The following is a 21142-nucleotide window of genomic DNA, read 5'->3' on the forward strand; positions in this document are numbered from 1 at the left end:
CACCAGCCCCACCGCCACGGCGCGCAGCCCCTGCACCTCCGGCAGGAACCGGCGTCCGGACGGGGCGCCCGCCGCGTCCGGGGTGCGGGCGGGAGCGTCGTTTCGCGTCTGTGTGGCCACTGGGGGTGCGTTTTTTCGTGACGGGAGCGCTGGTCCGGGGGCCGGCGGTGTCCGGGACCCCGGAGGACGTCCGGACGACACCGTCGCGTCGTGATAACTTCGTTGCCGATGGGATACCGGAACGATGTTCCTGTGAAAACTCTCAGCCGAGCACCCCATGCTTATCACGTCGTGCGCACCGAATCCAGCCGGGCACGGCGGGCGACAGGCGGACCTCCACCCGGGTGCGCCGGAGGCGGCGATCCGCGGGGCCCCGCGGCGCACCGGGCACCCCGGACCCGACCGGGCGACCGGTCGGCGCGCGGCGCACGCCCCCTGCCGCGCGGGCGCCCGGGCGTGGCAGGCTGTCGCCATCCGCGGCCACCCGCCCGCTCCCGGACGCGGAAGCGGGCGCAGGCGTACTCCTGTCGTCCGAATCGTGAGATTTGAATTTCGCACAATGAGACGAAACGATAGGTTTCCGCCATGGCAGTACAGCGATGGGACCCCCTCCTCTACGACGACCGCCATTCCTTCGTCGCCCGCCACGGCAGCGACCTCATCGGCGAGCTCGACCCCCGCCCCGGCGAACGGATCCTCGACGCCGGATGCGGCACGGGCGACCTCGCCGCGACTCTGGCCGACGCCGGGGCCGAGGTCGTCGGGATCGACTCCAGCCCGGAGATGATCGACCGCGCCCGCGAGCGCTTCCCCCACCTCGACCTGCGTGTGGCCGATCTGCGCAGCCTGGACCTGGAGCCCGGCTTCGACGCCGTGCTCAGCAACGCCGTGCTGCACTGGATCCCCGAGGCCGGCGCCGCGGCCGCCGGGATCGCCCGCGCGCTGCGCCCCGGCGGCCGCCTGGTCGCCGAACTGGGCGGCGCCGGCAACGTCGGGACCATCCAGGGCGCCGCCCGCGCCCTGCGCGCCGAACAGGGCCTGCCCGAGGCGGACGGCGGCTGGTACTTCCCCGGTATCGACGAGTACTCCGCCGTGCTGGAGGAGGCCGGGCTGAAGGTCACCGGCGCGTGGCTGTTCGACCGCCCCACCCGCCTGGAGGGCGACGACGGGCTGGCCGACTGGCTGCGCATGTTCGGCGCCCCCCTGCTGTCCGGCGCACCCGACACCGACGCCTTCATCGACCGCCTCACCGACCGGCTGGGCCCGGTGCTCCACCACAGCGGCAGCTGGTGGGCCGACTACGTGCGCCTCCGCGTGACCGCCGCCAAGCCGGCCGGCTGAGGTCGGCCCGGGCCGGGCGGGGGAGGCTGTGGCCGCCTCCCCCGCGAAGCGGCGCCGACCCCTTCCTCCCGTGCTGCCGGAACGGTTTACCCGCGGGCGTGGCCGCTGCCGGTCACGGTCCGTAGCCGGGTTCCCCTGCGACCGGCGCCCCGCGGCCCTAGGGTGAACCCATGGTGTGGCAACGCGAGGTCGATCTGGTCGTCCCCCTCTGGCAGGGCGGCGACGACGTGCGCGTGGCCGCCGGAGCCGGCGCCCTGGCCCGCCTGGTGCCCACCCACGCCGGGCGGCTGCACATCGCCGTCTCCGAAGGCCCCCGCACCGCCCGCGACGGCGTCCGCAACCTCGACACCCTCGCCCAGACCGCGCAGCGCATGCGCGAGCGCCTGGCCCGCCGCGACCCCGCGCGCATCCTCACCCTGGGCGGCGACTGCGCCTGCGACACCGCCGCCGCCCAGCACCTCGCCCGCCGCCACCCCGGCATGACCGTCTACTGGATCGACGCCCACGCCGACCTCAACGCCCCCGCCCAGTCCCCCAGCGGGCTGGCCCACGGCATGGCGCTGCGGACCCTGCTGGGCGAGGGCCATCCCGACCTGATGGGCCAGGCGCCCCCCGCGCTCTCCCCCGACCAGGTCGTGCTCGCCGGCGTCCGCGACCTCGACCCGCCCGAGCGCGCCTACATCGCCCACAGCGCCGTCACCGCGCTGGGCCCCGCCGAGCTCGCCGCCGACCCCCGCGGCCTCACCGCCGGCCGCCGTGCCGGCTCCCCCGCCTACGTGCACCTGGACATGGACGTGTGCGACCCCCTGGAGATGCCCGCCGTCTCCGTGCCGGCGCCCGGGGGTCCCGGTGTCGCCGCCGTCGCCCGCGCGCTCGCCGCCGTCGCCGCCCACCACAGCGTCGTCGGCGTCGCCGTCACCGAGTACGCCCCGGTCGTCGGGCACGACGAGGACCGCCTCGCCGCCCTGCTGTCCGGCCTGGACCTGGTGGAGCGCGCCGCCGGCTGACCGCAGGGGGCGCGCGGGCCTATGCTGCGGGGATGGACCTCATGATCGTCTGCCAGGCCTGCCAGGGCAGCGGGCTGCGCGTCTCCGTCGTCGGCTACTCCGGCAGCGACATCACCGGGGAGATGGTGGTCCCCCGCCGCTGCCGCGAGTGCTCCGGCGCCGGCCGGGTCGGCACCGCCGGCTGGAGCGCCGGAGCCGATCCCGACGACGGTCCGGACTCCGCGGACTAGCGCCCGGCCCGCACCGCCGCGGCGCGACCACGACCTCGTGCGCGCAGGACAGGTCATCCCGGCCGACACGGGCTTCGCCGGAACGGGGTTCGCGCGCTTCGTCACCGAGGCGACGCCGCCGCGTGCGGCCCGACTGCAAGGACGAGTCCCCGCGCCACGGCCGCCCGGCCCGGTTCCGCCGGTGGACCGCGGCGGTCGTCGACACCCGCAAAGGCCGGCTCGGCCCGGAGTCCCGCGGCGGACGCAGCCCGGCCGGGATCATTCCCGCACCGGAGGGCGACTGCCGTCTGTGGCCGCGGCGATCCGGCCCGACCGGGAGACCGACGCACCCGTCGAACGGACCCTGATCGCCTACGACCGCTGACGACAGCGGACTCACTCGTCTAGAGGCGCAGCCAGCCCGTGCGCACCCGCCAGTGGCGGCCCGCCCGCAGGTGCTCGACCGCGGCCTTCTCCAGCCGGCTCCGCCGCGGAGCGCGGGCCACGTCGACGGCGGGCATGCCGAAGACGAACCGGAACACGTCGCCGTCACCGGGCGCGTCCTCCTCCACCAGCGCGAACCGCCGCTGGAAGGCGATGATGTTGGACGACTCCGGCAGGTACTCCGCAAGCTGCGGATCCAGCAACCACGACGAGCACGAGGCGATCCGGTAGTCGGTGCCGAAGCAGTCGGCGAAGAAGCCCCGGGCCCGCGCCAGCGACGCGTCCACCTGCTCGGGGTCCAGCGGCCCGTCGGCGGGGATGTGCAGCCGCAGCACCGGCGCGCCGCGGGCCGGCTCCGGCTCCGACTCCAGCCCCGGCGTCTCCTGCGGCGCACTCCAGCGCACCGTGGCGGGCTCGTACTGCAGCCGCCCCAGCTCGTACAGGCCGCACCGGAAGTGCAGCGCAGCCCACGTCGCCGTCTCCAGCCCCACCCGCCCGAACATGGCGCGGGTCTGGGCCAGGTGGCGACCGATGTCGGCGAGGGTCGCCGCGCTCACCGGCGCGGGAACGCCCCAGCGGGCGTGCTCGGCCAGCACCGGCGGAACCGCGGCCGTCAGAGCGACCGGCATCGCGCACCGCACCCGCGCGTCCGCGGAGTGCACCAGCACCGGCCAGTCGCGCCACTCGGTCCGGCCCTCGGCCAGGTCTGCCGCCAGGCGCGCGTACATGCGCCCGACCACCCACATCAGCTCCTCGGACCAGGAGCCGTCGGGCCACAGCGCCGCGATCTCGTCCTCGTCGGCCCGCGCCGGCCCCAGCGGCGCCAGTGCCTCCCGGGCCCGGGAGGGCGGCGCCAGGTGCGGCCCCCCGCCGGGCGCCTCCAGCCCGGCGGCCTCGTCGAGCCAGGCCCGCGCCTGCTCGTCCAGGCCCAGCCTCCGGGCGGCTTCCTCCGCGTCTGCGTTCATGCCCGACATCCTCGCCTCACCGATCCGCGGGCGCCACCGGCCTTGCGGCCGCCCGGCCCCTGGGACGCACATCACAGGAAGGGACATAGTCTGATACGAGACAGGCCCTACACCCAACCCACCACCGGACAAGGGGACGACCACCGATGCCCGACCCGGCGCAGCAGGTACGCGACTGGCTCGCCACCTACGACACCCCCACCGCATCAGTGGCCGAACTCCTCTGCGACCGCCACCCCCGCGACCGCGTCGCCCTCACCGACGTCGGGGCCGACCTCGCTGCGCGCGACGTGACCTACGGCGAGCTGGCCGACCGCTCCGCGGCGCTGGCCGCGGGCATGGCCGCGGAGGGCGTGCGCGCCGGCGACGACGTGGCCACCATGGTGGCCCGGGGCGCCGACCTCGCCGTGGCGGCGCTGGCGACATGGCGGCTCGGCGCGGTCCACGTGCCCCTGCTGACCACCTTCGCCCCCTCGGCCATCGCCCACCGCCTCACGCCCGGTACCAGGCTCGTCGTCGCCGACGACGACCAGCGCGCCAAGCTCGACCCCGGCCCCGACCTTCCCGAGGGGTCCGTCTCCCGGGTGGTCACCACGGGCGAGGCCCCGCTGCGCGAGGGCGACCGCACCCTCGCCGGGCTCGCGGCGGCGGGTGCGGGGGCGCCGGTCACCGCCGCCGCGGTGGGCGGCGGCTCCCCCTTCGTGCTGATGCACACCGTGGGCAGCGCCGGGCCGGCCAAGGGGGTCCCGGTTCCCGTGCGCGCCCTGGCCGCCTTCCACGCCTACCACCGCTTCGGGCTGGACGTCACCGGCGACGACGTCTACTGGAACACCTCCGACCCCAGCGGCGCCTACGGGCTCTACCACGGCCTGATCTCCCCGCTGCTGGCCGGGCACCGCACCCTGCACCTGGACGCCGGCTTCGACCCCGAGCTGGTGCTGGACGTCCTGGCCATCCACGGTGTCACCAACCTGGCCGCCGCGCCGACGGTGTACCGCTCGCTGCGCGCGATCCTGAAGACCCTGCCGCCCGAGATCGCGGTGCGCCGCCTCTCCAGCGCCGGCGAGCCGCTCGGCGCCGACGTGCTGGAATGGGCGCGCGACGTGTTCGGCGTGCCCGTACGCGACCACTACGGCCAGACCGAGCTGGGCATGTGCGTGGGCCGCGCCAACGACCCGGCCGCGGCCGCCGAGGGCGCCGAGCCCGGCCCCGACTCGCTGGGCACGGCGCTGCCGGGCTGGCGCGCCGGCGTGCTGGAGGCCGTCGCCGACGAGGAGGCCCCGCCCGGCGCGTTCGGCCGCATCGGCGTGGACACCGAACACAGCCCGCTCATGTGGTTCACCGGCTACCGCGACGCCCCCGCGGCCACCTCGGCCCGGTTCACCCCCGACGGCCGGTGGTACCTGACCGGCGACGCCGGCACCCGCGACCGCGCAGGCAACCTGTACTTCGCCTCGCGCGACGACGACGCCATCCTCTCCGCGGGCTACCGCATCGGCCCTTTCGACGTCGAGTCGGCGCTGCTGGAGCACCCCGCGGTCGAGGAGGCGGCGGTCTACGGCCTGCCCGACGAGGTGCACGGACAGCTCGTGGCGGCGACGGTGGTGCTCGGCGAGGGGGCCGTCGGCGACGACGACCTGGCCGAGGACCTGCGCGAGATCGTGCGCACCCGGTTCGCCTCGCACGCCTACCCGCGCCACATCACGTTCGCCGAGGAGCTGCCGCGCAGCCCCTCGGGCAAGATCCGCCGCTCGCGGCTGGGGGCACGGCGGGTTTGACCCGCCCCTGGTCCCGGCGCATCGGCGCAGGAGAATACGGGCCGGTCCGGGTCGCGGGTGCCCCGCGGCCCGGCTCAGGCGTGCGACAGGGCGTCGGAGACGAGCTCGTCGATGCGCGCGGCCAGCTGCATGTCGGCGGCGGTCAGACCGCCGGCGGCGTGGGTGGTCTGGTGGAAGGTGATCCGGTTGTAGCGGATGTCCATGTCGGGATGGTGCCCGGCCTCCTCGGCGGCGTGGGCGACCGAGGTGACCAGGTGGATCCCGCTCATGAAGTCGGGCATGCGCACGATGCGCCGGATCGCGTCGCTGCCGTCGGTGTCGCGCTCCCAGCCGTCGAGCCGCTGCAGGCCGTCGCTGATCTGGTCTTCGGTGAGCAGCTCCATGGGTGGACTCCTCCGGGTCGGTGGTCGGTGACGTGCGGTGGTGGTCCTACCGCGTTGACGGCCGGGGCAATCCTTGCGGCCGTTTTCCGACGGACACCTTTACGATGTAGATTCCCTCGTGGCCGACGCCGGACGCCGGCGAGCGCGCGGAGGGCCGGCCCTCGTCGAGGACGCCGCCAGCGGGGACACACGACTGCAGCAACGCAGGCCGGCGCCGAGGTGATCGGCTTTTGCGGACACGGGCGCCGAACGCGGCCGGGATCGGACGCGGCCCTTCGCGTCGGCGTGTCCGCGGGCGGTCCTCCGCAGCACTCCCCTCCGCCTGCGAGGAACCGCACAGCGACGGCCCGCGCCCTCGACGAAGACGGGCTGATCGGGCACCGGAACCCTCCTCGGTGGTGAGCCGCGAGCCGGCCGCTCCGGACGCACGCCTGGTATGGCTGCGGAGCGTTTCGCACGCCGCAGCGCGGTCTCGCCGCCTTCGGCACCGGTCGTCTCCGGACGGCGCCGGCGGCCCCTGCCCAGCGGTCGTCTACGCATGAAGGGAAGACCACCACGCCGCGCCGCCGGAGCCTGACCGGTTGCGGCAGATCAGTCCGCCGCTTCGCGGACGTCCTCTCCCCGCTCGGCGAACGCCTTGAAGTCCTGCATGTGCTGCTGCGACTGCCTGCGGAAGGCTCCGGGCACCAGACGCCCCACCAGCTTCATCAGAAAGCCGTCGAACCGGTATTCGTTCTCACTCTCCCAGAGCGTCGTTTCCGGGTCCGCTTCGGTCAGCCGGTCGCGCACGGCGCTCCACATGCCCTCGCCGACGATCTCGCGGTCGAAGTGAACGACGCCCGTATTCGGGATCTCGCGCAGGTCTTCGGGTTCCCGGCGGGTGATGGTCTCGGTGCACTCGAACTTCCGCCGGCCCATCTGCATCACGACCCGCGACGTCGTGCCGAGCTGCCCGTGCCCTCCACTCAGCGGCTCGTGCGCCACCAGGCCCCGCAGCCATTTCGGCAGGTGTACCGGGTCGGCGAGCAGCCGGGCCGTCCTCTCCCGCGGCAGGGCGATCTCGATGGAGACGGTGTATTTCATGGGGCGCATCAGTCCTGCCCTTCTCGTGGCACAACGTGCTCCTGTACCGCTCGCCGCGCTCCTCGGCTGAGGGCACTGCCTCATGTGTCCGCGTGCAGAGGGCAGGCAGGTGGTCTGCGGTCGGGCGCCGGAGGATGCGTTTCGCTGTGCAATCCCGGCGTACGCATTGCTGAGCTTACGCAGTGCGGGGGCGGCCTCCGCCCGGCGTGCTCCCCCGCCTGCTGCGCCGGCTTCCGCCGCGAAGGGCCGGGCCCGGCGGCGCCGGGCCCGGTTAGGCCTGGTCCTCGGGGTCGGAGGGGACCTCGCCCGCCGGGTAGTCGTCCTCGTCCACGTCCACGCTGGGTACGTCGCCGCTGGGCGACGAGGTCGGCGTGGGCTCCTCCGGCGAGGGCTGCGGCGGCCCGTCGGAGCCGCTGCCGGGCCCCGGAGACGGCGAGCCCGTCCCCGAGGACGGCTGCGGCGGCGGCCGGCTCGCCTGGGCCGACATGTTCTGCAGCAGCAGGAACACCGCCACGACCACCACGGCGATCAGCAGCAGCGCCACCAGCAGCGCGACGATCACGGGCCACCCGGCGCGCGCCGGCGCCCCCGGCCCCCTCCGGTGCCCCACCGAGGCCCACGACCACGCGGCCGCCGCCGGGCCGGGGCTCCCGCGCCCCGCCCAGTAGGGGGCGTAGGAGGGCGCCGCCTCGGCGCCGGCCGACTCGCCCGCCGCCACCGCCACGGGCTCCAGGAAGGCCTCGGCGCCGCGCGGTCCCCCGCCGCGCACGGCCACCCACGATGCGGCGGGGCTGGTGAGGCTGGAGGCGAGCACCTTCGGCGGGTCGGCGATCCCCTTGCCGCCGCGCACCGCCGCGGCGAAGCGGTCGCGCGCGGCGGGGTCGGCGGCGGCGCCGGAGCTGAGCATGGCGACGCTCACCCGCCGTCCGCGGGAGTCGCGGCCGCTGTAGACGACGCCTTCGGCGCTCGCGCTGACCCGGTCGGTCAGCCGGAACGGTCCCAGTTGGCGCGGGTCCGCCTCGTGCAGGGGCACCGGGGCCTCCTCTCGCCTGCCACGGCCCTGATCGCGTCGGCACCGGAGGACCGGTTCCCCGCATGCGTTGCGGGTAGCATCGCCGGTGCGTGACCATCAACGTACCCGGCGGCGGGCAGCGGTGACCGCGCCGCACTGGAAAGGCTGGTGACATGGCCGGATCCGAGCTCCCGGGCGGGCACGGCGAGGACTCCGGGCCGCGTCCGCGCGGCGGCGGCTCCACCGGCGAGCCCACGCGCCTGCTGCGCGCGGCCCTGCAGGAGGTCTCGACCGTCATCGTGGGCCAGGACCAGATGGTCGAGCGCAGCATGGTCGCGCTCATCGCGCGCGGGCACTGCCTGCTGGAGGGTGTGCCGGGCATCGCCAAGACGCTGGCGGTCTCCACCCTGGCCAAGGTCACCGGAGGCTCGTTCGCGCGCGTGCAGTTCACACCCGACCTGGTGCCCTCCGACATCGTGGGCACCCGCATCTACCACCCCTCCACCGAGCAGTTCGACGTGGAGCTGGGCCCGGTCTTCGCCAACTTCGTGCTCGCCGACGAGATCAATCGCGCGCCCGCCAAGGTGCAGTCCTCGCTGCTGGAGGTCATGGCCGAGAAGCAGGTCTCGCTGGGCGGCGCCACCCACCCGCTGCCCGACCCCTTCATCGTCATCGCCACGCAGAACCCGGTGGAGTCCGAGGGCGTCTACCCGCTGCCCGAGGCCCAGCGCGACAGGTTCCTGATGAAGGTCGTCGTGGACCACCCGCGCGCCCACGAGGAGATGGAGATCCTGCGGCGGATGAGCGCCCGCCCGCCCGAGCCCCACCAGATCCTCGACCCGGTCACGCTGAAGGAGCTGCAGGGGGACGCCGAGCGGGTGCACGTCCACCAGCTCATCGCCGACTACGTCGTGCGCCTGGTCATGGCCACCCGCGAGCCCGAGAGCTACGGCGTGCCCGAACTGCGGCGGGTGCTGGAGGTCGGCGCCAGCCCGCGCGCCAGCCTGGGCCTGGTCGCCGCCGCCCGCGCGCTGGCGCTCATCCGCGGCCGCGACTACGTGCTGCCCGAGGACGTGCGCGTGCTGGCCCGCGACGTCATCGCGCACCGGCTCGTGCTGACCTTCGACGCGCTGGCCGACGGCGTCTCCACCACCCAGGTCGTCGACCGGGTGCTGGCCGCGGTGCCGCCGCCCCGCGTCATCTGGGACGACCCGCCCAGCGGCGAGCAGGCCGCCGCGGCGGTGCGCTAGGCGGCGGCCATGCCCCAGCGCCCCATCGGCCCCGGGCTCGACCCGCGCATGCACGAGGCCCTGCACCGGCTGGACCTGCGCATCGTCCGCCGGTTGGAGGGCCTGCTGCACGGCGAGCACCTGGGGCTGCGGGCCGGCCCGGGCAGCGAGCCCGCCGAGGCCAGGATGTACCAGCCCGGCGAGGACGACGTGCGGCTGATGGACTGGTCGGTGACCGCGCGCACCACCGTGCCCCACGTCCGCGACCTGGTCGCCGACCGCGAACTGGAGAGCTGGACGCTGCTGGACCTCTCGGCCAGCATGGACTTCGGCACCGTGGACGACCAGAAGCGCGAGGTCGCGATCGGTGCCATGGCCGCGGTCACCGTGCTCACCCAGCGGGTGGGCGACCGCTTCGGCGCGCACTTCCTGCACCGCGGCCGCATCCGCCGCTGGCCGGCCCGGTCGGGCAAGGCCGCGCTGATGTCGCTGCTGTCCACTGTGGCGGCAGCGCCCGAGGGCGACACCTCCGACGCCGAGGGCGCCGGCCTCGCCGACGCCCTGGAGGACCTGGCGCGCACCCGGTCGCGCCGGGGCCTGCGGGTCGTCGTCTCCGACTTCCTGGACACCCCGCCCGAGGCGGTCTCGGCGCAGGCGCCCGCAGGCTGGGAGCGGCCGCTGCGCAGCCTGGCCGGCCGGCACCAGGTCCTGGCGGTGGAGGTGGTCGACCCCCGCGAACTCGACCTTCCCGACATAGGATTGGTCACGATGCAGGATCCCGAATCCGGACGCACGCGCGAGGTCCGCCTCAGCCCCCGCGTCCGGCGCGACTACCGCCAGGCCGCCCAGGACCAGCGCGCCGCCGTCCGGGCGGCGCTGCGCCGCTGCGGGGTCCCGCACCTGACCCTGCGCACCGACCGCGACTGGATCGCGGACATGGCGCGGTTCGTGATCGAGCAGCGCCGCACCGCCCACCGGCTGTCCCGGCACACGCCGGCCATCCCGCGCTGATGCCCGGCGGCCGGCGCGCACGCGTGGGCAGGCGCCTCGCGCCGGCCGAGCAAGAGCGCCTCCGGGTGCATCCAGGCAGGCACGCAGAAAGGACGACCGGGTGACATTCCTATCGCCAGGGTGGCTCTGGCTGCTGCTCGCCCTCGCCGCACTCGTCGCCGCCTACGTCCTGCTGCAGTTCCGCCGCCGCGAGAACACGCTGCGCTTCACCAACCTCGCGCTGCTGGACCGGGTGGCGCCCCGGCGGTCGGGCTGGCAGCGCCACGTCGGCGCCGCGCTGTACTTCCTGGCCGTGGCCGTGCTGATCGCCTCGGTGGCCCGGCCCGCGATGCCCGTCGAGGTGCCCCGCGAGCGCGCCACGATCATGGTCGCGATCGACGTGTCGCCCTCCATGGCGGCCAACGACGTCGACCCCAACCGGCTGATCGCCGCCAAGGAGTCCGCGCGCGGGTTCGTCGACTCGCTGCCCGACCGCTTCAACGTCGGGCTGGTGGCGTTCTCCTCGACCGCCAGCGTCATCTCCTCGCCCACCCACGACCACCAGGCCGTGACCGACTCGATCGAGACGCTGCAGATGTCGCCGGGCACGGCCATCGGCGAGGGGGTCTTCACCTCCCTGGAGTCCATCCGCTCCTTCGACGAGGAGGCGGGGCGGAACCCGCCGCCGTCGGCGATCGTGCTGCTCTCCGACGGCGAGAACACCAGCGGGCGCCCGATCACCGCCGCGAGCAGGGAGGCGGCCGACATCGGCGTCCCGGTCTCCACGATCGCATTCGGCACCGGCGCCGCCATCATCGAGATCAACGGCGAACCGGTCGAGGCCGACATCGACAAGGGCGCCCTGGAGCGGCTGGCCGCCGACACCGACGGCCATTTCTACGAGGCCGAGTCCGAGGCCGAGCTGAGCGACGTCTACGACGACATCGGATCCTCCCTGGGCAGCGAGACCGTCGACCGCGAGATCGTCACCCGGTTCGTGCTCGTGGGCCTGCTTTTGGCCGCGGCGGCGGCCGTGGCGTCGATGGCGTGGAACCAGCGCGTGCCCTGAGCGGGGTGACCGCATCCGGCCAGTGCGGAGCCGGCAGGGGCCGCGACCGGTCCCATCGGCGCCGGTCCGAGGCGGCGACGGGGCCGCCCGAACCGGGCCCGCTACCGCGTTTGCGCAGTTCGCCCGGTACCGTGGCAGTGTTTGAGGTTGCCCTCAACCAGGGACGACGGAAAAGGAACGATGCCCCCAACAGCCCCCGCACCCGAGGCGATCCTCTTCGACCTCGACGACACCCTGCTCGACGACCGCGCCGCCAGCTCGGCGGGACTGCGCACGATCATGGAACGCCTCGGGCACCCGGAGTTCTCCGCCGCCCGCCGGTTGTGGGACGTCCAGACCGACATCTCGTTCGGCGCCTACATCGCCGGCCGCCTCAGCCTGCAGGAGCAGCGCCGCGAGCGCGTGCGCGCTCTGGCGATCCAGGCGGGCCACTCCCACATCGCCGACGAGCACTGCGACGAGCTCTACCAGGTCTACCTGTCGGCGCACCGCTCGGCGTGGGCGCCCTTCCGCGACGTGGTGCCCGTTCTCGGCGAGCTCGCCCGCGGCGGCATACGCCTGGCCGTGGTCACCAACGGCATCGAGCAGCTGCAGCGCGAGAAGCTTTCCGCGCTCGACCTCGCGGGGTTCTTCCCGACGGTGGCCTGCGCCGACACCGCGGGGGCGGGCAAACCCGACCCGCGCATCTTCCACGCCGCCTGCCGGAGCGTCCAGGTCCCGCCCGAGCGCGCCTGGCACGTGGGCGACCAGCTGCACGCCGACGCGCTCGGCGCCGTGGCCGCGGGCCTGCACCCCGTGCTCGTCGACCGGCACGAGCGCAACGAGGCCGCCGACCACGACGTCCAGACCGTGCCGGGACTCGACGACCTGCTGCGGATGGTGCACGCCTCGCGCGCACCCGCCTCCCCCGGGCCCCAGCCCCAGGTCGGCCGCACCGCCGACGCGGGACTGTGAGCGTCCCCGGCGCCGCGGACGCACCGCGGCGCGCGCGCCGCGCCACCGCCCACCTCGCCCTGGTCGGAGCCGACGGCCGGGCGGTGCTGGACGCGGGCGGGGCGCCCGGCGAGGAGCGCCTGGCCGGGGCCAGGGTCGGCTTCGGCGACGACCCCGCCGAGGTGGCCCGTGCCGCCGCCGGGCTTGCGGCCGACGTCCGGTTGGCGCCCTGCGACGTGCGCACCGAGCTCGCCGAGGCCCGCAGCGCCGGCGGCGGCACCGTGGAGCTGCACATCGACCGGATCTACTACACCGCTCCCGCGGAGCGGGCCCCGGCCGCCCCCGGCGGGCGGAGCATCCCCGTGCGCGCCGCGCTCGCGCTGCCGGCGCAGCCGTCGGCCGACCTTCTGGCCGAGGAGGAGGCCGAGCGCGCCGGGCCCGTGCTGCGCCGGTTCTCCTGCTACGGGGTGGTCACCGACCCGGCGGGGCGCATCCTGCTCTCGCGGATCGCCCCGGGGTTTCCGGGCGCGGGCACCTGGCACCTGCCCGGCGGCGGCGTCGACCACGGCGAGTCGCCCCGCGCGGCGCTGCGCCGCGAGGTGGTCGAGGAGACCGACCAGCGCTGCGGCGTGGGCGAGCTCATCGCGATCAGCCACTACCGCCGCACCCGCGAGCTCGGCCCGGCCGGACCGGAGAGCGACGTCTACGCGGTGTGGGTGTTCTTCCACGCCCACGTCGCCGATCCGCGGACGCTGCGGGTGGTCGAGGTCGGCGGCTCCACCGAGGACTGCGCCTGGTTCGACGCCGACGACATCGCCCGCATCCCGCTCTCGGCCACGGCCCTGCGCGCGTTCGCGGAGCTGTCGGGCACCGGTTCCCCGGCCCGTTAGGCCCGCCCGAGGGGCCCGCACCCGCCGCGGCGCCGCCAACGGCCGCGCAGCACGCGTCTTCGCCGTCGCCTCCCGAGGAGGGGCTGTGCCGCCCTCCACCCGCTCCCCCAGCGGAGGCGGCGCGGGGGCGGTTCCGCCCGCAGCGGGCTTGCAGGCCCGCGGGGCGCGGGGGTCAGCCCCGGCGGTCCAGGACCAGCCGCCGCAGGGCCCAGACGGCGGCTCCGGCGGCGATGACCGCGGCGCCGCTCACGACCGAGCTCAGGGGCAGGGTGAAGGCCAGCACCAGGCACCCGGCCAGGCCCACCACGGGCACCAGCAGCGGCGGCCGGTTCTCGCGCGGGCCCAGTCGCAGCGCCGAGGCGTTGGTGATCGTGTAGTAGACCAGCACGCCGAAGGCGGAGAACCCGATGGCGCCGCGCAGGTCCGAGACCAGCACGATCAGGCAGACGACCGCGCCCACGGCGGCCTCGGCGCGGTGCGGGCCGCCGAAGCGCTCGTGCGTGGCCGCCAGGGAGCGCGGCAGGTGGCCGTCGGAGGCCATCGCCGCCACGGTCCGCGAAACGCCGAGGATGAGCGCCAGCAGAGCGCCCAGGCTCGCCAGCGCCGCGCCCACCGCCACCACGGGGACCAGCTCCGGCCAGCCGGCCGCCGCGACGGTGTCGGCCAGCGGTGCGCTGCTCTCGGCGAGCCCGTCGCGGCCCAGCACCGTCAGCGCCGCGGCGGCCACCACCAGGTAGACGACGAAGACGCCGGCCAGGGCTATGCCGATCGCGCGCGGGATCGTCGTCGCGGGGTCGCGGACCTCGCCGCCGAGAGTGGCGATGCGCGCATAGCCGGCGAAGGCGAAGAACAGCATGCCCGCGGCGCCTAGGAGGCCGAAGAAGCCGGGCCAGTGGCCCGATACCGCCAGCTGGGCGGGGTTGGCCTCGCTGCCGAGCAGTCCCACGGCGGCCACGGCGGCCAGCACCGCGAGGACGGCCGCCAGCAGGACCCGCGCCAGTCCCGCCGACGTGCGCAGGCCCCGGTAGTTGACCGCGGTCAGCGCGACCACGGCGGCCACCGCGAGCGGCCGTGCCAGCTCGGGCGCCACGTAGGCGCCGAAGGTCAGCGCCATCGCCGCGCACGAGGCCGCCTTGCCCACGGTGAAGGCCCACCCGGCGAGGTAGCCCCACAGCTCGCCGAGGCGCTCGCGCCCGTAGACGTAGGTGCCGCCCGACTCCGGGTGCCGCGCGGCCAGGCGCGCCGAGGAGGTGGCGTTGCAGTAGGCGACCACGGCGGCGATCAGCAGCGCCACCCACAGCCACGCACCCGCTTCCTCCGCCGCCGGCGCGAACACCGCGAACACGCCGGCTCCGATCATCGCCGCAGCGCCGACGGTGACCGCGTCGGCGGTGCCCAGCACCCGGGAGGGCGTGGCCTGCGATCCAGAAGAGGTGGTCATACCGCCAGAGTCTGCCCCACCATGATCACGCATCAGTGAACAACCCGAACACCCAGCGCGACCACAACCGGCCGCAGGCGGTGTCCGCGCCGGGACCCGGGGTCGGTGCCCCGGCGGCCGCATCCGGCCGCGCGGGGCGTGTCGGAGCCGCGCGCCCGAGTCACTTTCGCGGGCGCACCGCAGAGCGGCACCGCCGAGCCGGGGCGCGGCTCACGCCGCACCCGGGCCCGCCCGCCGCCGGATCTTCGGCGCACGCCGTGGCCGCGGACCGGTCCCGCCCCCGCGGCGGCCGGGAGCCGCGGCCGTAGTCCGGCGTACTCGCCCTGGACCGGGTTCACGGACGCCAGGGTGTCCCGGTGTGGTCGCTGATGTCCTCGGCCGCGACCTGCCGGAGCTGGCGGGAGAGGTCGGCGAGCGCGCGCGACACCGCGAGCTCGTCGCCGATCTCGGGAACGTCGTCGTCGGTGGGGTGCTTGCGGGCCATGCCGTGGCCGCGCAGCCCCACGCCGTCCTGGGAGTCGAGGCCCGCCTCGGCCATGGTGCGGGCAGAGTCGCCCTCGGACTCCTCTGACAGCAGGATGTCGATGTTCCACCGCTTCGTGGTGTGCATCGTCACCCACCTCCAGCTGATGCACCGGGCGGCTCAGCCCCCGGCGGGGTTCTTTTCGATATGGGCGTCGGGTCCGGGGTAGACCAGGGACTCGGTATCGGCGTCCTCGTCCAGCCATCGGACCTGGTAGGGCGGTGCGCCCTCGCTGCCGCGAACCTGAGTGACCACTGCGGTGCGGCGGTGCATGTCGTCGCGGGGCCCCTCGACGACGAGGTGGTCTCCGACCCGGGCTCTCATCGCTACTCCCCTCGGCACGTGCTCGCCTGAGTGTCCTCACCTGCGGGACTACCCACCATCCTCCGCCTGCCCACGTTGGAATGCAATGGCGCTCCAAGGAGCGGTGGAGGGGGCGGTCGCGCAGGTCGGAGCGGATGCGGTCGCGTACGCCGGGCCGGGCCCGCGGCGGCTCGGCGGCGTACTACTCGACGCCGGCGCTGAGGGTGCGGCCGCCGTCGAGGGTGTGGGTCTGGCCGGTGACCCAGGAGGACTCGTCGGAGGCGAGGTAGGCGATGGCGGCGGCGACGTCCTCGGGCACGCCCAGGCGGCCCAGCGGGTAGCCCGCTGCGGTCTTCTCCTCGTCCTCGAAGAGCGCCTCGGCGAACTTCGTCTTCACCACGGCCGGCGCGACGGCGTTGACGCGGATGCCCACGGGCGCCAGCTCGTAGGCCAGCTGCTCGGTGAGGTTGATCAGGGCGGCCTTGCTGGCGCCGTAGATCCCGAGGCCGGGCGAGGGGTGCTGCCCCGCCAGCGACGCGACGTTGACGACCGCGCCGCCGTGCTCGGCCATCCACGCGCGGTGGACGGCGCTGACCCAGGACGCGGCGGCGATGACGTTGATCTCGAAGATCTTGGCCATCGCGGCGGGGTCCACGTTGACGATCGCGTCGAACACGGGGTTGGTGCCCGTGTTGTTGACGAGGACGTCGATGCGGCCGAACTCGGCGAGCGTCCGCCGGACGACCTCGTCGCGGTGCTCGGCGTCGTGCGCCTTGCCCGCGACGCCCACGGCGGTGCCCGCGCCGCCGAGGTCGGAGACCGCCTTCTCCAGCGGCTCGGGGTTGCGCCCGGTGACGACGACCTTGCCGCCCTCGTCGGCGATGCGCCGGGCGGTGGCCAGCCCGATCCCGCGGCTGGCTCCGGTGATGATGGCGACCTTGCCGGCAAAACGTCCCACGACCTGTTTCCCTTCGTCCGTGCTCTCCGACGGCACCACACTACCGACCGGTCGGATTGTGGCGCGGACCGCCTCGGCGCCGGCCCCGCCCCGTGGCGCCCGTGCGGCACCGTCCGCCTGCGCAACCGGCGGTCCGCCGCTTCGGCCCAGCGCACACCCGCGCCGGTGGCCCGCTGCTGGTAGCGTGCGCCCGTGGTGCGCGAGCGGACAGCTGCCGCGCCCGGCGCGACCCCGCCCGCGGTCCCGCCGGAGGCCCGGCGCACCGCAAGACACGCCCCGGCGGGGGCAGGTGGTGATTGGAGGCGCCGTGGACCGGCGCGAGCACGGCGGCTCCCCCGGCGAGGGGCGCGAACGCGCGCAGCACTACTTCGACGCCGACCCCGCCGCCGCCAGCCGGCCCGCCTCCGTCGACCTGGTCCTGCCGGACCTGCACCTGCGGCTGGCGACCGACCGCGGCGTGTTCTCCGCCGATCGCGTGGACCTGGGCACCCGGGTGCTGCTGGAGTCGGTGCCCCCACCGCCCGAGCGCGGACGCCTGCTCGACGTCGGCTGCGGCTACGGCCCGATCGCGCTCGCGATGGCCGCGCGAGCGCCGGAGGCCGCGGTGCTGGGCGTGGACGTGAACGGGCGCGCCCTGGAGCTGGCTCGGCGCAACGCCGCCGAGAACGGCCTTTACAACGTAGATTTCCAATTGGTGAACGGGGACGGCTCGCCCGCCGACGCCCTCGCCCGGCCCTCGGAACCCCCGCTGACCGGGCCGTTCGACGCCCTGTGGGCCAACCCGCCGATCCGCGTCGGCAAGGAGGCGCTGCACCGGCTGCTGCGCACCTGGCTGGGCCGGCTGACCTCCGGCGGGACGGCCCACCTGGTCGTCCAGCGCAACCTGGGCTCCGACTCGCTGCACCGCTGGCTGGAGCAGGAGGCGGGTATGGCGACCGAGCGCGCCGCCTCGCGTGCCGGATTCCGGGTCCTGCGCGTCCACGCGCCCTGACCGGGACGCCTCCGCCCCGGCGGCGGGGCGCCGCACTCGGCGCCCGCCCCCTGCCCCGAACTCCCCGATACCGCTATCGTGGAGACGACGAACCGCACCGGCAACGACCAGTACACGAGGAACGCACCGCAGGTGAGCACGCAGCTGCGCCCCACTGACGTCAAGCGACTCAACCGCCATTGGCGCAGGCGCACCCAGGGCAGAATCGCCCTCATCGCCGAGTCCGTCACCCAGCCGTTCAACCTGGGCTCCATCCTGCGCACCTGCGCGACGTTCGGAGTCGAGACGGTCTGGCTGGCGGGCAACTCCGCCGATCCGGCCCATCCCCAGGTGGGCAAGACCGCGCTGGGTACCGAGCAGAAGCTCCGCCTGGAGAAGGCCTCCACCGGCGCGCAGGCCGCGGCCGCCGCCCGCGGGGCGGGCTACCGCGTCGCCGCCGTCGAGCTCGCCCGCGGCGCCGTGCCGCTGCACGAGGCCCCACTGGAAGGCGACGTCTGCCTCGCCGTGGGCGCCGAGGACCACGGCTGCTCGCCGGGCCTGCTCTCGGCGGCCGACACCGCCGTCTACATCCCGCAGATCGGCCGCGTCGGCTCGCTGAACGTCGCCGTGGCCGCCGCCGTCGCCATCGCCGAGACCCGGCGCCGCGAATGGCGGGAGCTGCCCGGCGACGCCGAGGGCGCGGGCACCGCCGAGGCCGCGGAGGCCCCCGGCTCGCACTGACGCACCGCCGCTGCGAGCGGCCGGCGAACAAGCCCCCCGAGCAGGGTTCGAAGCGGAGGATCGGGGGAATTTTTCCAGCTCCGCGATCGTATCCACACTGAAAAACCCGTCGAGAGAGGATCACGTGGACCCGTCCCGAAGTACCGGCAGCGCCCTGACCGGACGCTGCTCCCCCGAATCCGACGAGCCTCCTTCACCAGGTAGCGCGCGCACCGGAGTCCGTCGCTCCGAGGCGGTGCGTGCGAAATGAGCGTCGTCCTCAGCATCCTCCTCGGAGCGCTGGTGATCCTGGTGATCACCGCGGCGACGGGCTTCTTCGTCGCCCAGGAGTTCGGCTACATGGCGGTGGACCGCTCCCGCCTGAAGGCCCGCGCCAGCCGGGGCGACACCGGCGCCCGGCGCGCGCTGGACATCACCGGCCGCACCTCGTTCATGCTCTCGGGCGCCCAACTGGGCATCACCGTCACCGGTCTGCTGGTCGGCTACGTCGCCGAGCCGATGGTGGGCGAGGGCATCGGCGAGGTGCTGGGCTGGGCCGGAGTGCCGCTCGGCACCGGTATCGCGGTCGGAACCGTCCTCGCGCTGCTCTTCTCCACCGTCGTGCAGATGGTCTTCGGCGAGCTGTTCCCCAAGAACCTGGCGATCGCCCGGCCCGAGCCGGTCGCCCGCTGGCTGGCGCTGTCCACCGGCGTCTACCTGCGCGTGTTCGGCTGGCTCATCCGGCTGTTCGACCAGGCCTCGGTCCTGCTGCTGCGCCTGGTGCGCATCGAGCCGGTCGAGGACGTCCAGCACGCCGCCACGCCCCGCGACCTGGAGTACATCGTCGAGGAGTCGCGCGAGAGCGGCGACCTGCCCGCGGAGCTGTCCACGCTGCTGGACCGCACGCTGGACTTCCACGACCGCACCACCGAGCACGCCATGATCCCGCGCCCGCAGGTCTCCACGGTCGAGGCGGGCGAGCCGGTCAGCCGCGTCGTGGAACTGATGGCCTCGGGCCACTCCCGCTTCCCGGTCCTGGGCGACGGCGTCGACGACATCGTGGGCGTGATCTGCCTGCGCGACGTGCTCGCGCTGGGCGACCGCGCGCTGGCCGACGTCCGGGTCTCCGACGTGGCGCGCTCTCCGGTGCTGGTGCCCGGATCGCTGCCGCTGCCGTCCCTGCTCCGCCAGCTGCGCGACTTCGACGAGGAGTTCGCCTGCGTGGTCGACGAGTACGGCGGCCTGGCCGGCGTCGTCACGACCGAGGACATCGCCGAGGAGCTGGTGGGCGAGATCGCCGACGAGCACGACCCCGAGGACGCCGGCGAGGCGCGCGTCGGCGAGGACGGCAGCTGGCTCGTCCCCGGCGCGCTGCACGTCGACGAGGTCGAGCGGCTCATCGGCCACGACCTTCCCGAGGGGGACTTCGAGACCATCGGCGGCCTGGTGATCTCCGAGCTCCGGCGGCTTCCCGCCCCGGGCGACAGCGTCAGCGTGGTGCTCCCCCGCCACGCCGGCGCCGCCGAGGAGGAGCCGCTGCGCACCGTGGACCTGGGGGTGCGCACCGTCGACCGGCACGTGCCCGAGACGGTGCGCCTGGAACTGCGTGAGGAACAGGCCGGCGAGCACGCCGGGCAGGACAGCGGGGTGAGCGCATGAGCGACATGAGTCCGATGGCCGCCATGGCGGCGACGGTCGCCATCATCGCCTTGAGCGCGTTCTTCGTGGCCATCGAGTTCGCGCTGGTGGCGGCCCGCCGCTACCGGCTGGAGGAGGCCGCCGAGACCAGCGCCTCGGCCCGGGCGGCGCTGAAGAGCTCCCGCGACCTCTCGCTTCTGCTCGCGGGCTCCCAGCTGGGGATCACGCTGTGCACCCTGGCGCTGGGCGCCATCACCAAGCCCGCTGTCGAGCACATGCTGCACCCGCTGTTCACGGGCTGGCTGCCCGAGGCGGCGGCCACGGCCGTGGCGTTCGTGGCGGCGCTGGTCGCGGTGACGTTCGTGCACCTGGTGGTGGGCGAGATGGCGCCCAAGTCCTGGGCCATCTCCCACCCGGAGCGGTCGGCGACGCTGCTGGCGCTGCCGATGCGCGCGTTCATGTGGGTGACCCGCCCGGCGCTGGTGCTGCTCAACGGCCTGGCGAACTGGTCGCTGCACCGGGTGGGCGTGCAGGCGGTCGACGAGGTCGCCGCCGGGCACGGACCCGACGACCTGCGCGAGCTGGTCGACCACTCGGCCAAGACCGGTGCGCTGGACGAGGAGCGGCGCGACCAGCTGGCCACCGCGCTGGAGGTGAACTCGCGCCCGCTGCGCGAGATCACCACACCCAGCGAGGAGCTGGCGGCGGTGGCGCCCACGGCGACGCTGGAGGAGGTCCAGCGGGTCTCCCGCGAGTCCGGCCACCTGCGGCTGGTGGTGCGCGAAGGCGCCGAGCCGGTGGGGGTGCTGCACGTGCGCGACGCGCTGACCAGCCCGCCGCAGACCACGGCCGCCGACCTGATGCGGCCGGTGCTCACGATGGAGGGCGAGACCCCCATCTACGCCGCACTGGGCATCATGCGCGAGAGCCGCACCCACTTGGCGCTCGTGGAGGAGCAGGGCCGCCTCGCCGGCCTGGTCACCCTGCAGGACATGCTGGACCGGCTGCTGCTGCTCGACTCCGCGGCCTGAGGGACGCCCCGGCCGCCGCTCCACGGCCGGAGCGGCGGCCTCCGCGGCCGGTACCGGCGGGCTCCGCCACCGGCCGCGACGGGCGCTCTCGCCCCTGTGACGCGAATCGGCCTCCGCGCCCGGGAATCAGCGCCGGAGCGGGACTGTTCTGCCGTGTCGCGTGCTCCGTCGCATCGCGCGGCGGAGGCGGCGCGGAGGCGGCCCCGGGGCGCCTCCGGCGGGGCC

General features: G+C 75.0%; 21 protein-coding genes and 1 pseudogene. 14 read left to right on the plus strand and 8 right to left on the minus strand.

The features are described 5' to 3' along the window. Positions 1-585: 585 nt before the first annotated feature. The 4 genes and pseudogenes from ABEA15_RS22410 to ABEA15_RS25705 all read left to right on the plus strand — a co-directional run. On the plus strand, positions 586-1341 hold the full coding sequence (locus tag ABEA15_RS22410; protein WP_345558830.1) for a class I SAM-dependent methyltransferase: 756 nt from the start codon (positions 586-588) through the stop codon (positions 1339-1341). Between the two features lie 170 nt (positions 1342-1511). Then, entirely contained in the window at positions 1512-2348 is an 837-nt protein-coding gene (locus tag ABEA15_RS22415) for an arginase family protein (RefSeq protein WP_344142903.1), read from the plus strand. Between the two features lie 32 nt (positions 2349-2380). Then, complete coding sequence (locus ABEA15_RS22420) at positions 2381-2578, plus strand: hypothetical protein (protein ID WP_344142902.1); 198 nt, start codon at positions 2381-2383, stop codon at positions 2576-2578. Positions 2579-2597: 19 nt separating this feature from the next. Continuing rightward, positions 2598-2942 (plus strand): annotated as a pseudogene (locus tag ABEA15_RS25705) (IS982 family transposase); the annotation flags it as partial. A 19-nt stretch (positions 2943-2961) separates the two neighbouring features. On the opposite strand, the gene ABEA15_RS22425 reads toward ABEA15_RS25705, so the two are convergent. Beyond that, on the minus strand, positions 2962-3966 hold the full coding sequence (locus ABEA15_RS22425; RefSeq protein ID WP_345558833.1) for an acyltransferase domain-containing protein: 1005 nt from the start codon (positions 3964-3966) through the stop codon (positions 2962-2964). A gap of 146 nt (positions 3967-4112) precedes the next feature. Between ABEA15_RS22425 and ABEA15_RS22430 the strand changes: the two genes are divergently transcribed. Continuing rightward, positions 4113-5744: an AMP-binding protein gene (locus tag ABEA15_RS22430; protein WP_345558835.1), complete on the plus strand. Its 1632-nt coding sequence runs from the start codon at positions 4113-4115 to the stop codon at positions 5742-5744. 74 nt (positions 5745-5818) lie between these two features. Here ABEA15_RS22430 and ABEA15_RS22435 read toward each other — a convergent pair whose 3' ends face one another. The 3 genes from ABEA15_RS22435 to ABEA15_RS22445 all read right to left on the minus strand — a co-directional run bounded on the left by ABEA15_RS22435 (position 5819) and on the right by ABEA15_RS22445 (position 8243). After that, entirely contained in the window at positions 5819-6127 is a 309-nt protein-coding gene (locus ABEA15_RS22435; protein ID WP_344142899.1) for a 4a-hydroxytetrahydrobiopterin dehydratase, read from the minus strand. A 591-nt stretch (positions 6128-6718) separates the two neighbouring features. Next, a complete protein-coding gene (locus ABEA15_RS22440) occupies positions 6719-7219 on the minus strand; it encodes an SRPBCC family protein (RefSeq protein ID WP_345558837.1) in 501 nt (166 codons plus the stop codon). Between the two features lie 262 nt (positions 7220-7481). Continuing rightward, on the minus strand, positions 7482-8243 hold the full coding sequence (locus tag ABEA15_RS22445; RefSeq protein ID WP_345558839.1) for a hypothetical protein: 762 nt from the start codon (positions 8241-8243) through the stop codon (positions 7482-7484). 152 nt (positions 8244-8395) lie between these two features. Here ABEA15_RS22445 and ABEA15_RS22450 point away from each other — a divergent pair, with 152 nt between their 5' ends. The 5 genes from ABEA15_RS22450 (at position 8396) to ABEA15_RS22470 (ending at position 13333) form a co-directional block, all read left to right on the plus strand. After that, positions 8396-9472 carry an AAA family ATPase gene (locus tag ABEA15_RS22450; RefSeq protein ID WP_345558841.1) on the plus strand — a complete coding sequence of 359 codons (1077 nt, stop codon included), beginning with the start codon at positions 8396-8398 and terminating at the stop codon, positions 9470-9472. A gap of 9 nt (positions 9473-9481) precedes the next feature. Next, a complete protein-coding gene (locus tag ABEA15_RS22455; protein ID WP_344142893.1) occupies positions 9482-10462 on the plus strand; it encodes a DUF58 domain-containing protein in 981 nt (326 codons plus the stop codon). A 100-nt stretch (positions 10463-10562) separates the two neighbouring features. Then, positions 10563-11510 carry a VWA domain-containing protein gene (locus tag ABEA15_RS22460; RefSeq protein WP_344142892.1) on the plus strand — a complete coding sequence of 316 codons (948 nt, stop codon included), beginning with the start codon at positions 10563-10565 and terminating at the stop codon, positions 11508-11510. A gap of 180 nt (positions 11511-11690) precedes the next feature. Then, positions 11691-12464 carry an HAD family hydrolase gene (locus ABEA15_RS22465; RefSeq protein ID WP_344142891.1) on the plus strand — a complete coding sequence of 258 codons (774 nt, stop codon included), beginning with the start codon at positions 11691-11693 and terminating at the stop codon, positions 12462-12464. Continuing rightward, on the plus strand, positions 12461-13333 hold the full coding sequence (locus tag ABEA15_RS22470; RefSeq protein WP_345558843.1) for an NUDIX hydrolase: 873 nt from the start codon (positions 12461-12463) through the stop codon (positions 13331-13333). The genes ABEA15_RS22465 and ABEA15_RS22470 overlap by 4 nt, the downstream gene beginning before the upstream one ends. A 172-nt stretch (positions 13334-13505) precedes the next feature. Here the strand turns inward: ABEA15_RS22470 and ABEA15_RS22475 are convergent, their stop codons facing one another. The 4 genes from ABEA15_RS22475 to ABEA15_RS22490 form a co-directional block, all read right to left on the minus strand. Further along, positions 13506-14774, minus strand: a complete 1269-nt coding sequence (locus tag ABEA15_RS22475) for an APC family permease (protein WP_345558845.1) — start codon at positions 14772-14774, stop codon at positions 13506-13508. 334 nt (positions 14775-15108) lie between these two features. Next, positions 15109-15384 (minus strand): DUF1876 domain-containing protein, encoded by a 276-nt coding sequence (locus tag ABEA15_RS22480; protein WP_311546291.1) that lies wholly within the window; start codon positions 15382-15384, stop codon positions 15109-15111. Positions 15385-15417: 33 nt separating this feature from the next. Next, complete coding sequence (locus tag ABEA15_RS22485) at positions 15418-15621, minus strand: DUF1918 domain-containing protein (protein ID WP_345558847.1); 204 nt, start codon at positions 15619-15621, stop codon at positions 15418-15420. A gap of 181 nt (positions 15622-15802) precedes the next feature. Next, on the minus strand, positions 15803-16558 hold the full coding sequence (locus ABEA15_RS22490) for an SDR family oxidoreductase (protein WP_344142885.1): 756 nt from the start codon (positions 16556-16558) through the stop codon (positions 15803-15805). 307 nt (positions 16559-16865) lie between these two features. Here ABEA15_RS22490 and ABEA15_RS22495 point away from each other — a divergent pair, with 307 nt between their 5' ends. The 4 genes from ABEA15_RS22495 (at position 16866) to ABEA15_RS22510 (ending at position 20917) form a co-directional block, all read left to right on the plus strand. Next, positions 16866-17549, plus strand: coding sequence for a class I SAM-dependent methyltransferase (locus tag ABEA15_RS22495; RefSeq protein WP_345558849.1), 684 nt, complete (start codon positions 16866-16868; stop codon positions 17547-17549). 132 nt (positions 17550-17681) lie between these two features. Next, positions 17682-18269: a TrmH family RNA methyltransferase gene (locus ABEA15_RS22500; RefSeq protein WP_345558875.1), complete on the plus strand. Its 588-nt coding sequence runs from the start codon at positions 17682-17684 to the stop codon at positions 18267-18269. Between the two features lie 246 nt (positions 18270-18515). Next, a complete protein-coding gene (locus ABEA15_RS22505; RefSeq protein ID WP_345558851.1) occupies positions 18516-19907 on the plus strand; it encodes a hemolysin family protein in 1392 nt (463 codons plus the stop codon). Then, complete coding sequence (locus ABEA15_RS22510; protein ID WP_344142882.1) at positions 19904-20917, plus strand: hemolysin family protein; 1014 nt, start codon at positions 19904-19906, stop codon at positions 20915-20917. Before ABEA15_RS22505 ends, ABEA15_RS22510 begins: the two co-directional genes overlap by 4 nt. The last annotated feature ends 225 nt before the right edge of the window (positions 20918-21142 follow it).

Source organism: Streptomonospora halophila, assembly GCF_039542725.1.
GTDB classification, from domain to species: Bacteria; Actinomycetota; Actinomycetes; order Streptosporangiales; family Streptosporangiaceae; genus Streptomonospora; species Streptomonospora halophila.

Excerpts from the sequence above, each read along its gene's own strand:
- ABEA15_RS22410 (WP_345558830.1), top strand. The coding sequence starts at position 586 with ATGGCAGTACAGCGATGGGACCCCCTCCTCTACGACGACCGCCATTCC.
- ABEA15_RS22415 (WP_344142903.1), top strand. The coding sequence starts at position 1,512 with ATGGTGTGGCAACGCGAGGTCGATCTGGTCGTCCCCCTCTGGCAGGGC.
- ABEA15_RS22420 (WP_344142902.1), top strand. The coding sequence starts at position 2,381 with ATGGACCTCATGATCGTCTGCCAGGCCTGCCAGGGCAGCGGGCTGCGC.
- ABEA15_RS22425 (WP_345558833.1), bottom strand. The coding sequence starts at position 3,966 with ATGAACGCAGACGCGGAGGAAGCCGCCCGGAGGCTGGGCCTGGACGAG.
- ABEA15_RS22430 (WP_345558835.1), top strand. The coding sequence starts at position 4,113 with ATGCCCGACCCGGCGCAGCAGGTACGCGACTGGCTCGCCACCTACGAC.
- ABEA15_RS22435 (WP_344142899.1), bottom strand. The coding sequence starts at position 6,127 with ATGGAGCTGCTCACCGAAGACCAGATCAGCGACGGCCTGCAGCGGCTC.
- ABEA15_RS22440 (WP_345558837.1), bottom strand. The coding sequence starts at position 7,219 with ATGCGCCCCATGAAATACACCGTCTCCATCGAGATCGCCCTGCCGCGG.
- ABEA15_RS22450 (WP_345558841.1), top strand. The coding sequence starts at position 8,396 with ATGGCCGGATCCGAGCTCCCGGGCGGGCACGGCGAGGACTCCGGGCCG.
- ABEA15_RS22455 (WP_344142893.1), top strand. The coding sequence starts at position 9,482 with ATGCCCCAGCGCCCCATCGGCCCCGGGCTCGACCCGCGCATGCACGAG.
- ABEA15_RS22465 (WP_344142891.1), top strand. The coding sequence starts at position 11,691 with ATGCCCCCAACAGCCCCCGCACCCGAGGCGATCCTCTTCGACCTCGAC.
- ABEA15_RS22475 (WP_345558845.1), bottom strand. The coding sequence starts at position 14,774 with ATGACCACCTCTTCTGGATCGCAGGCCACGCCCTCCCGGGTGCTGGGC.
- ABEA15_RS22480 (WP_311546291.1), bottom strand. The coding sequence starts at position 15,384 with ATGCACACCACGAAGCGGTGGAACATCGACATCCTGCTGTCAGAGGAG.
- ABEA15_RS22485 (WP_345558847.1), bottom strand. The coding sequence starts at position 15,621 with ATGAGAGCCCGGGTCGGAGACCACCTCGTCGTCGAGGGGCCCCGCGAC.
- ABEA15_RS22505 (WP_345558851.1), top strand. The coding sequence starts at position 18,516 with ATGAGCGTCGTCCTCAGCATCCTCCTCGGAGCGCTGGTGATCCTGGTG.
- ABEA15_RS22510 (WP_344142882.1), top strand. The coding sequence starts at position 19,904 with ATGAGCGACATGAGTCCGATGGCCGCCATGGCGGCGACGGTCGCCATC.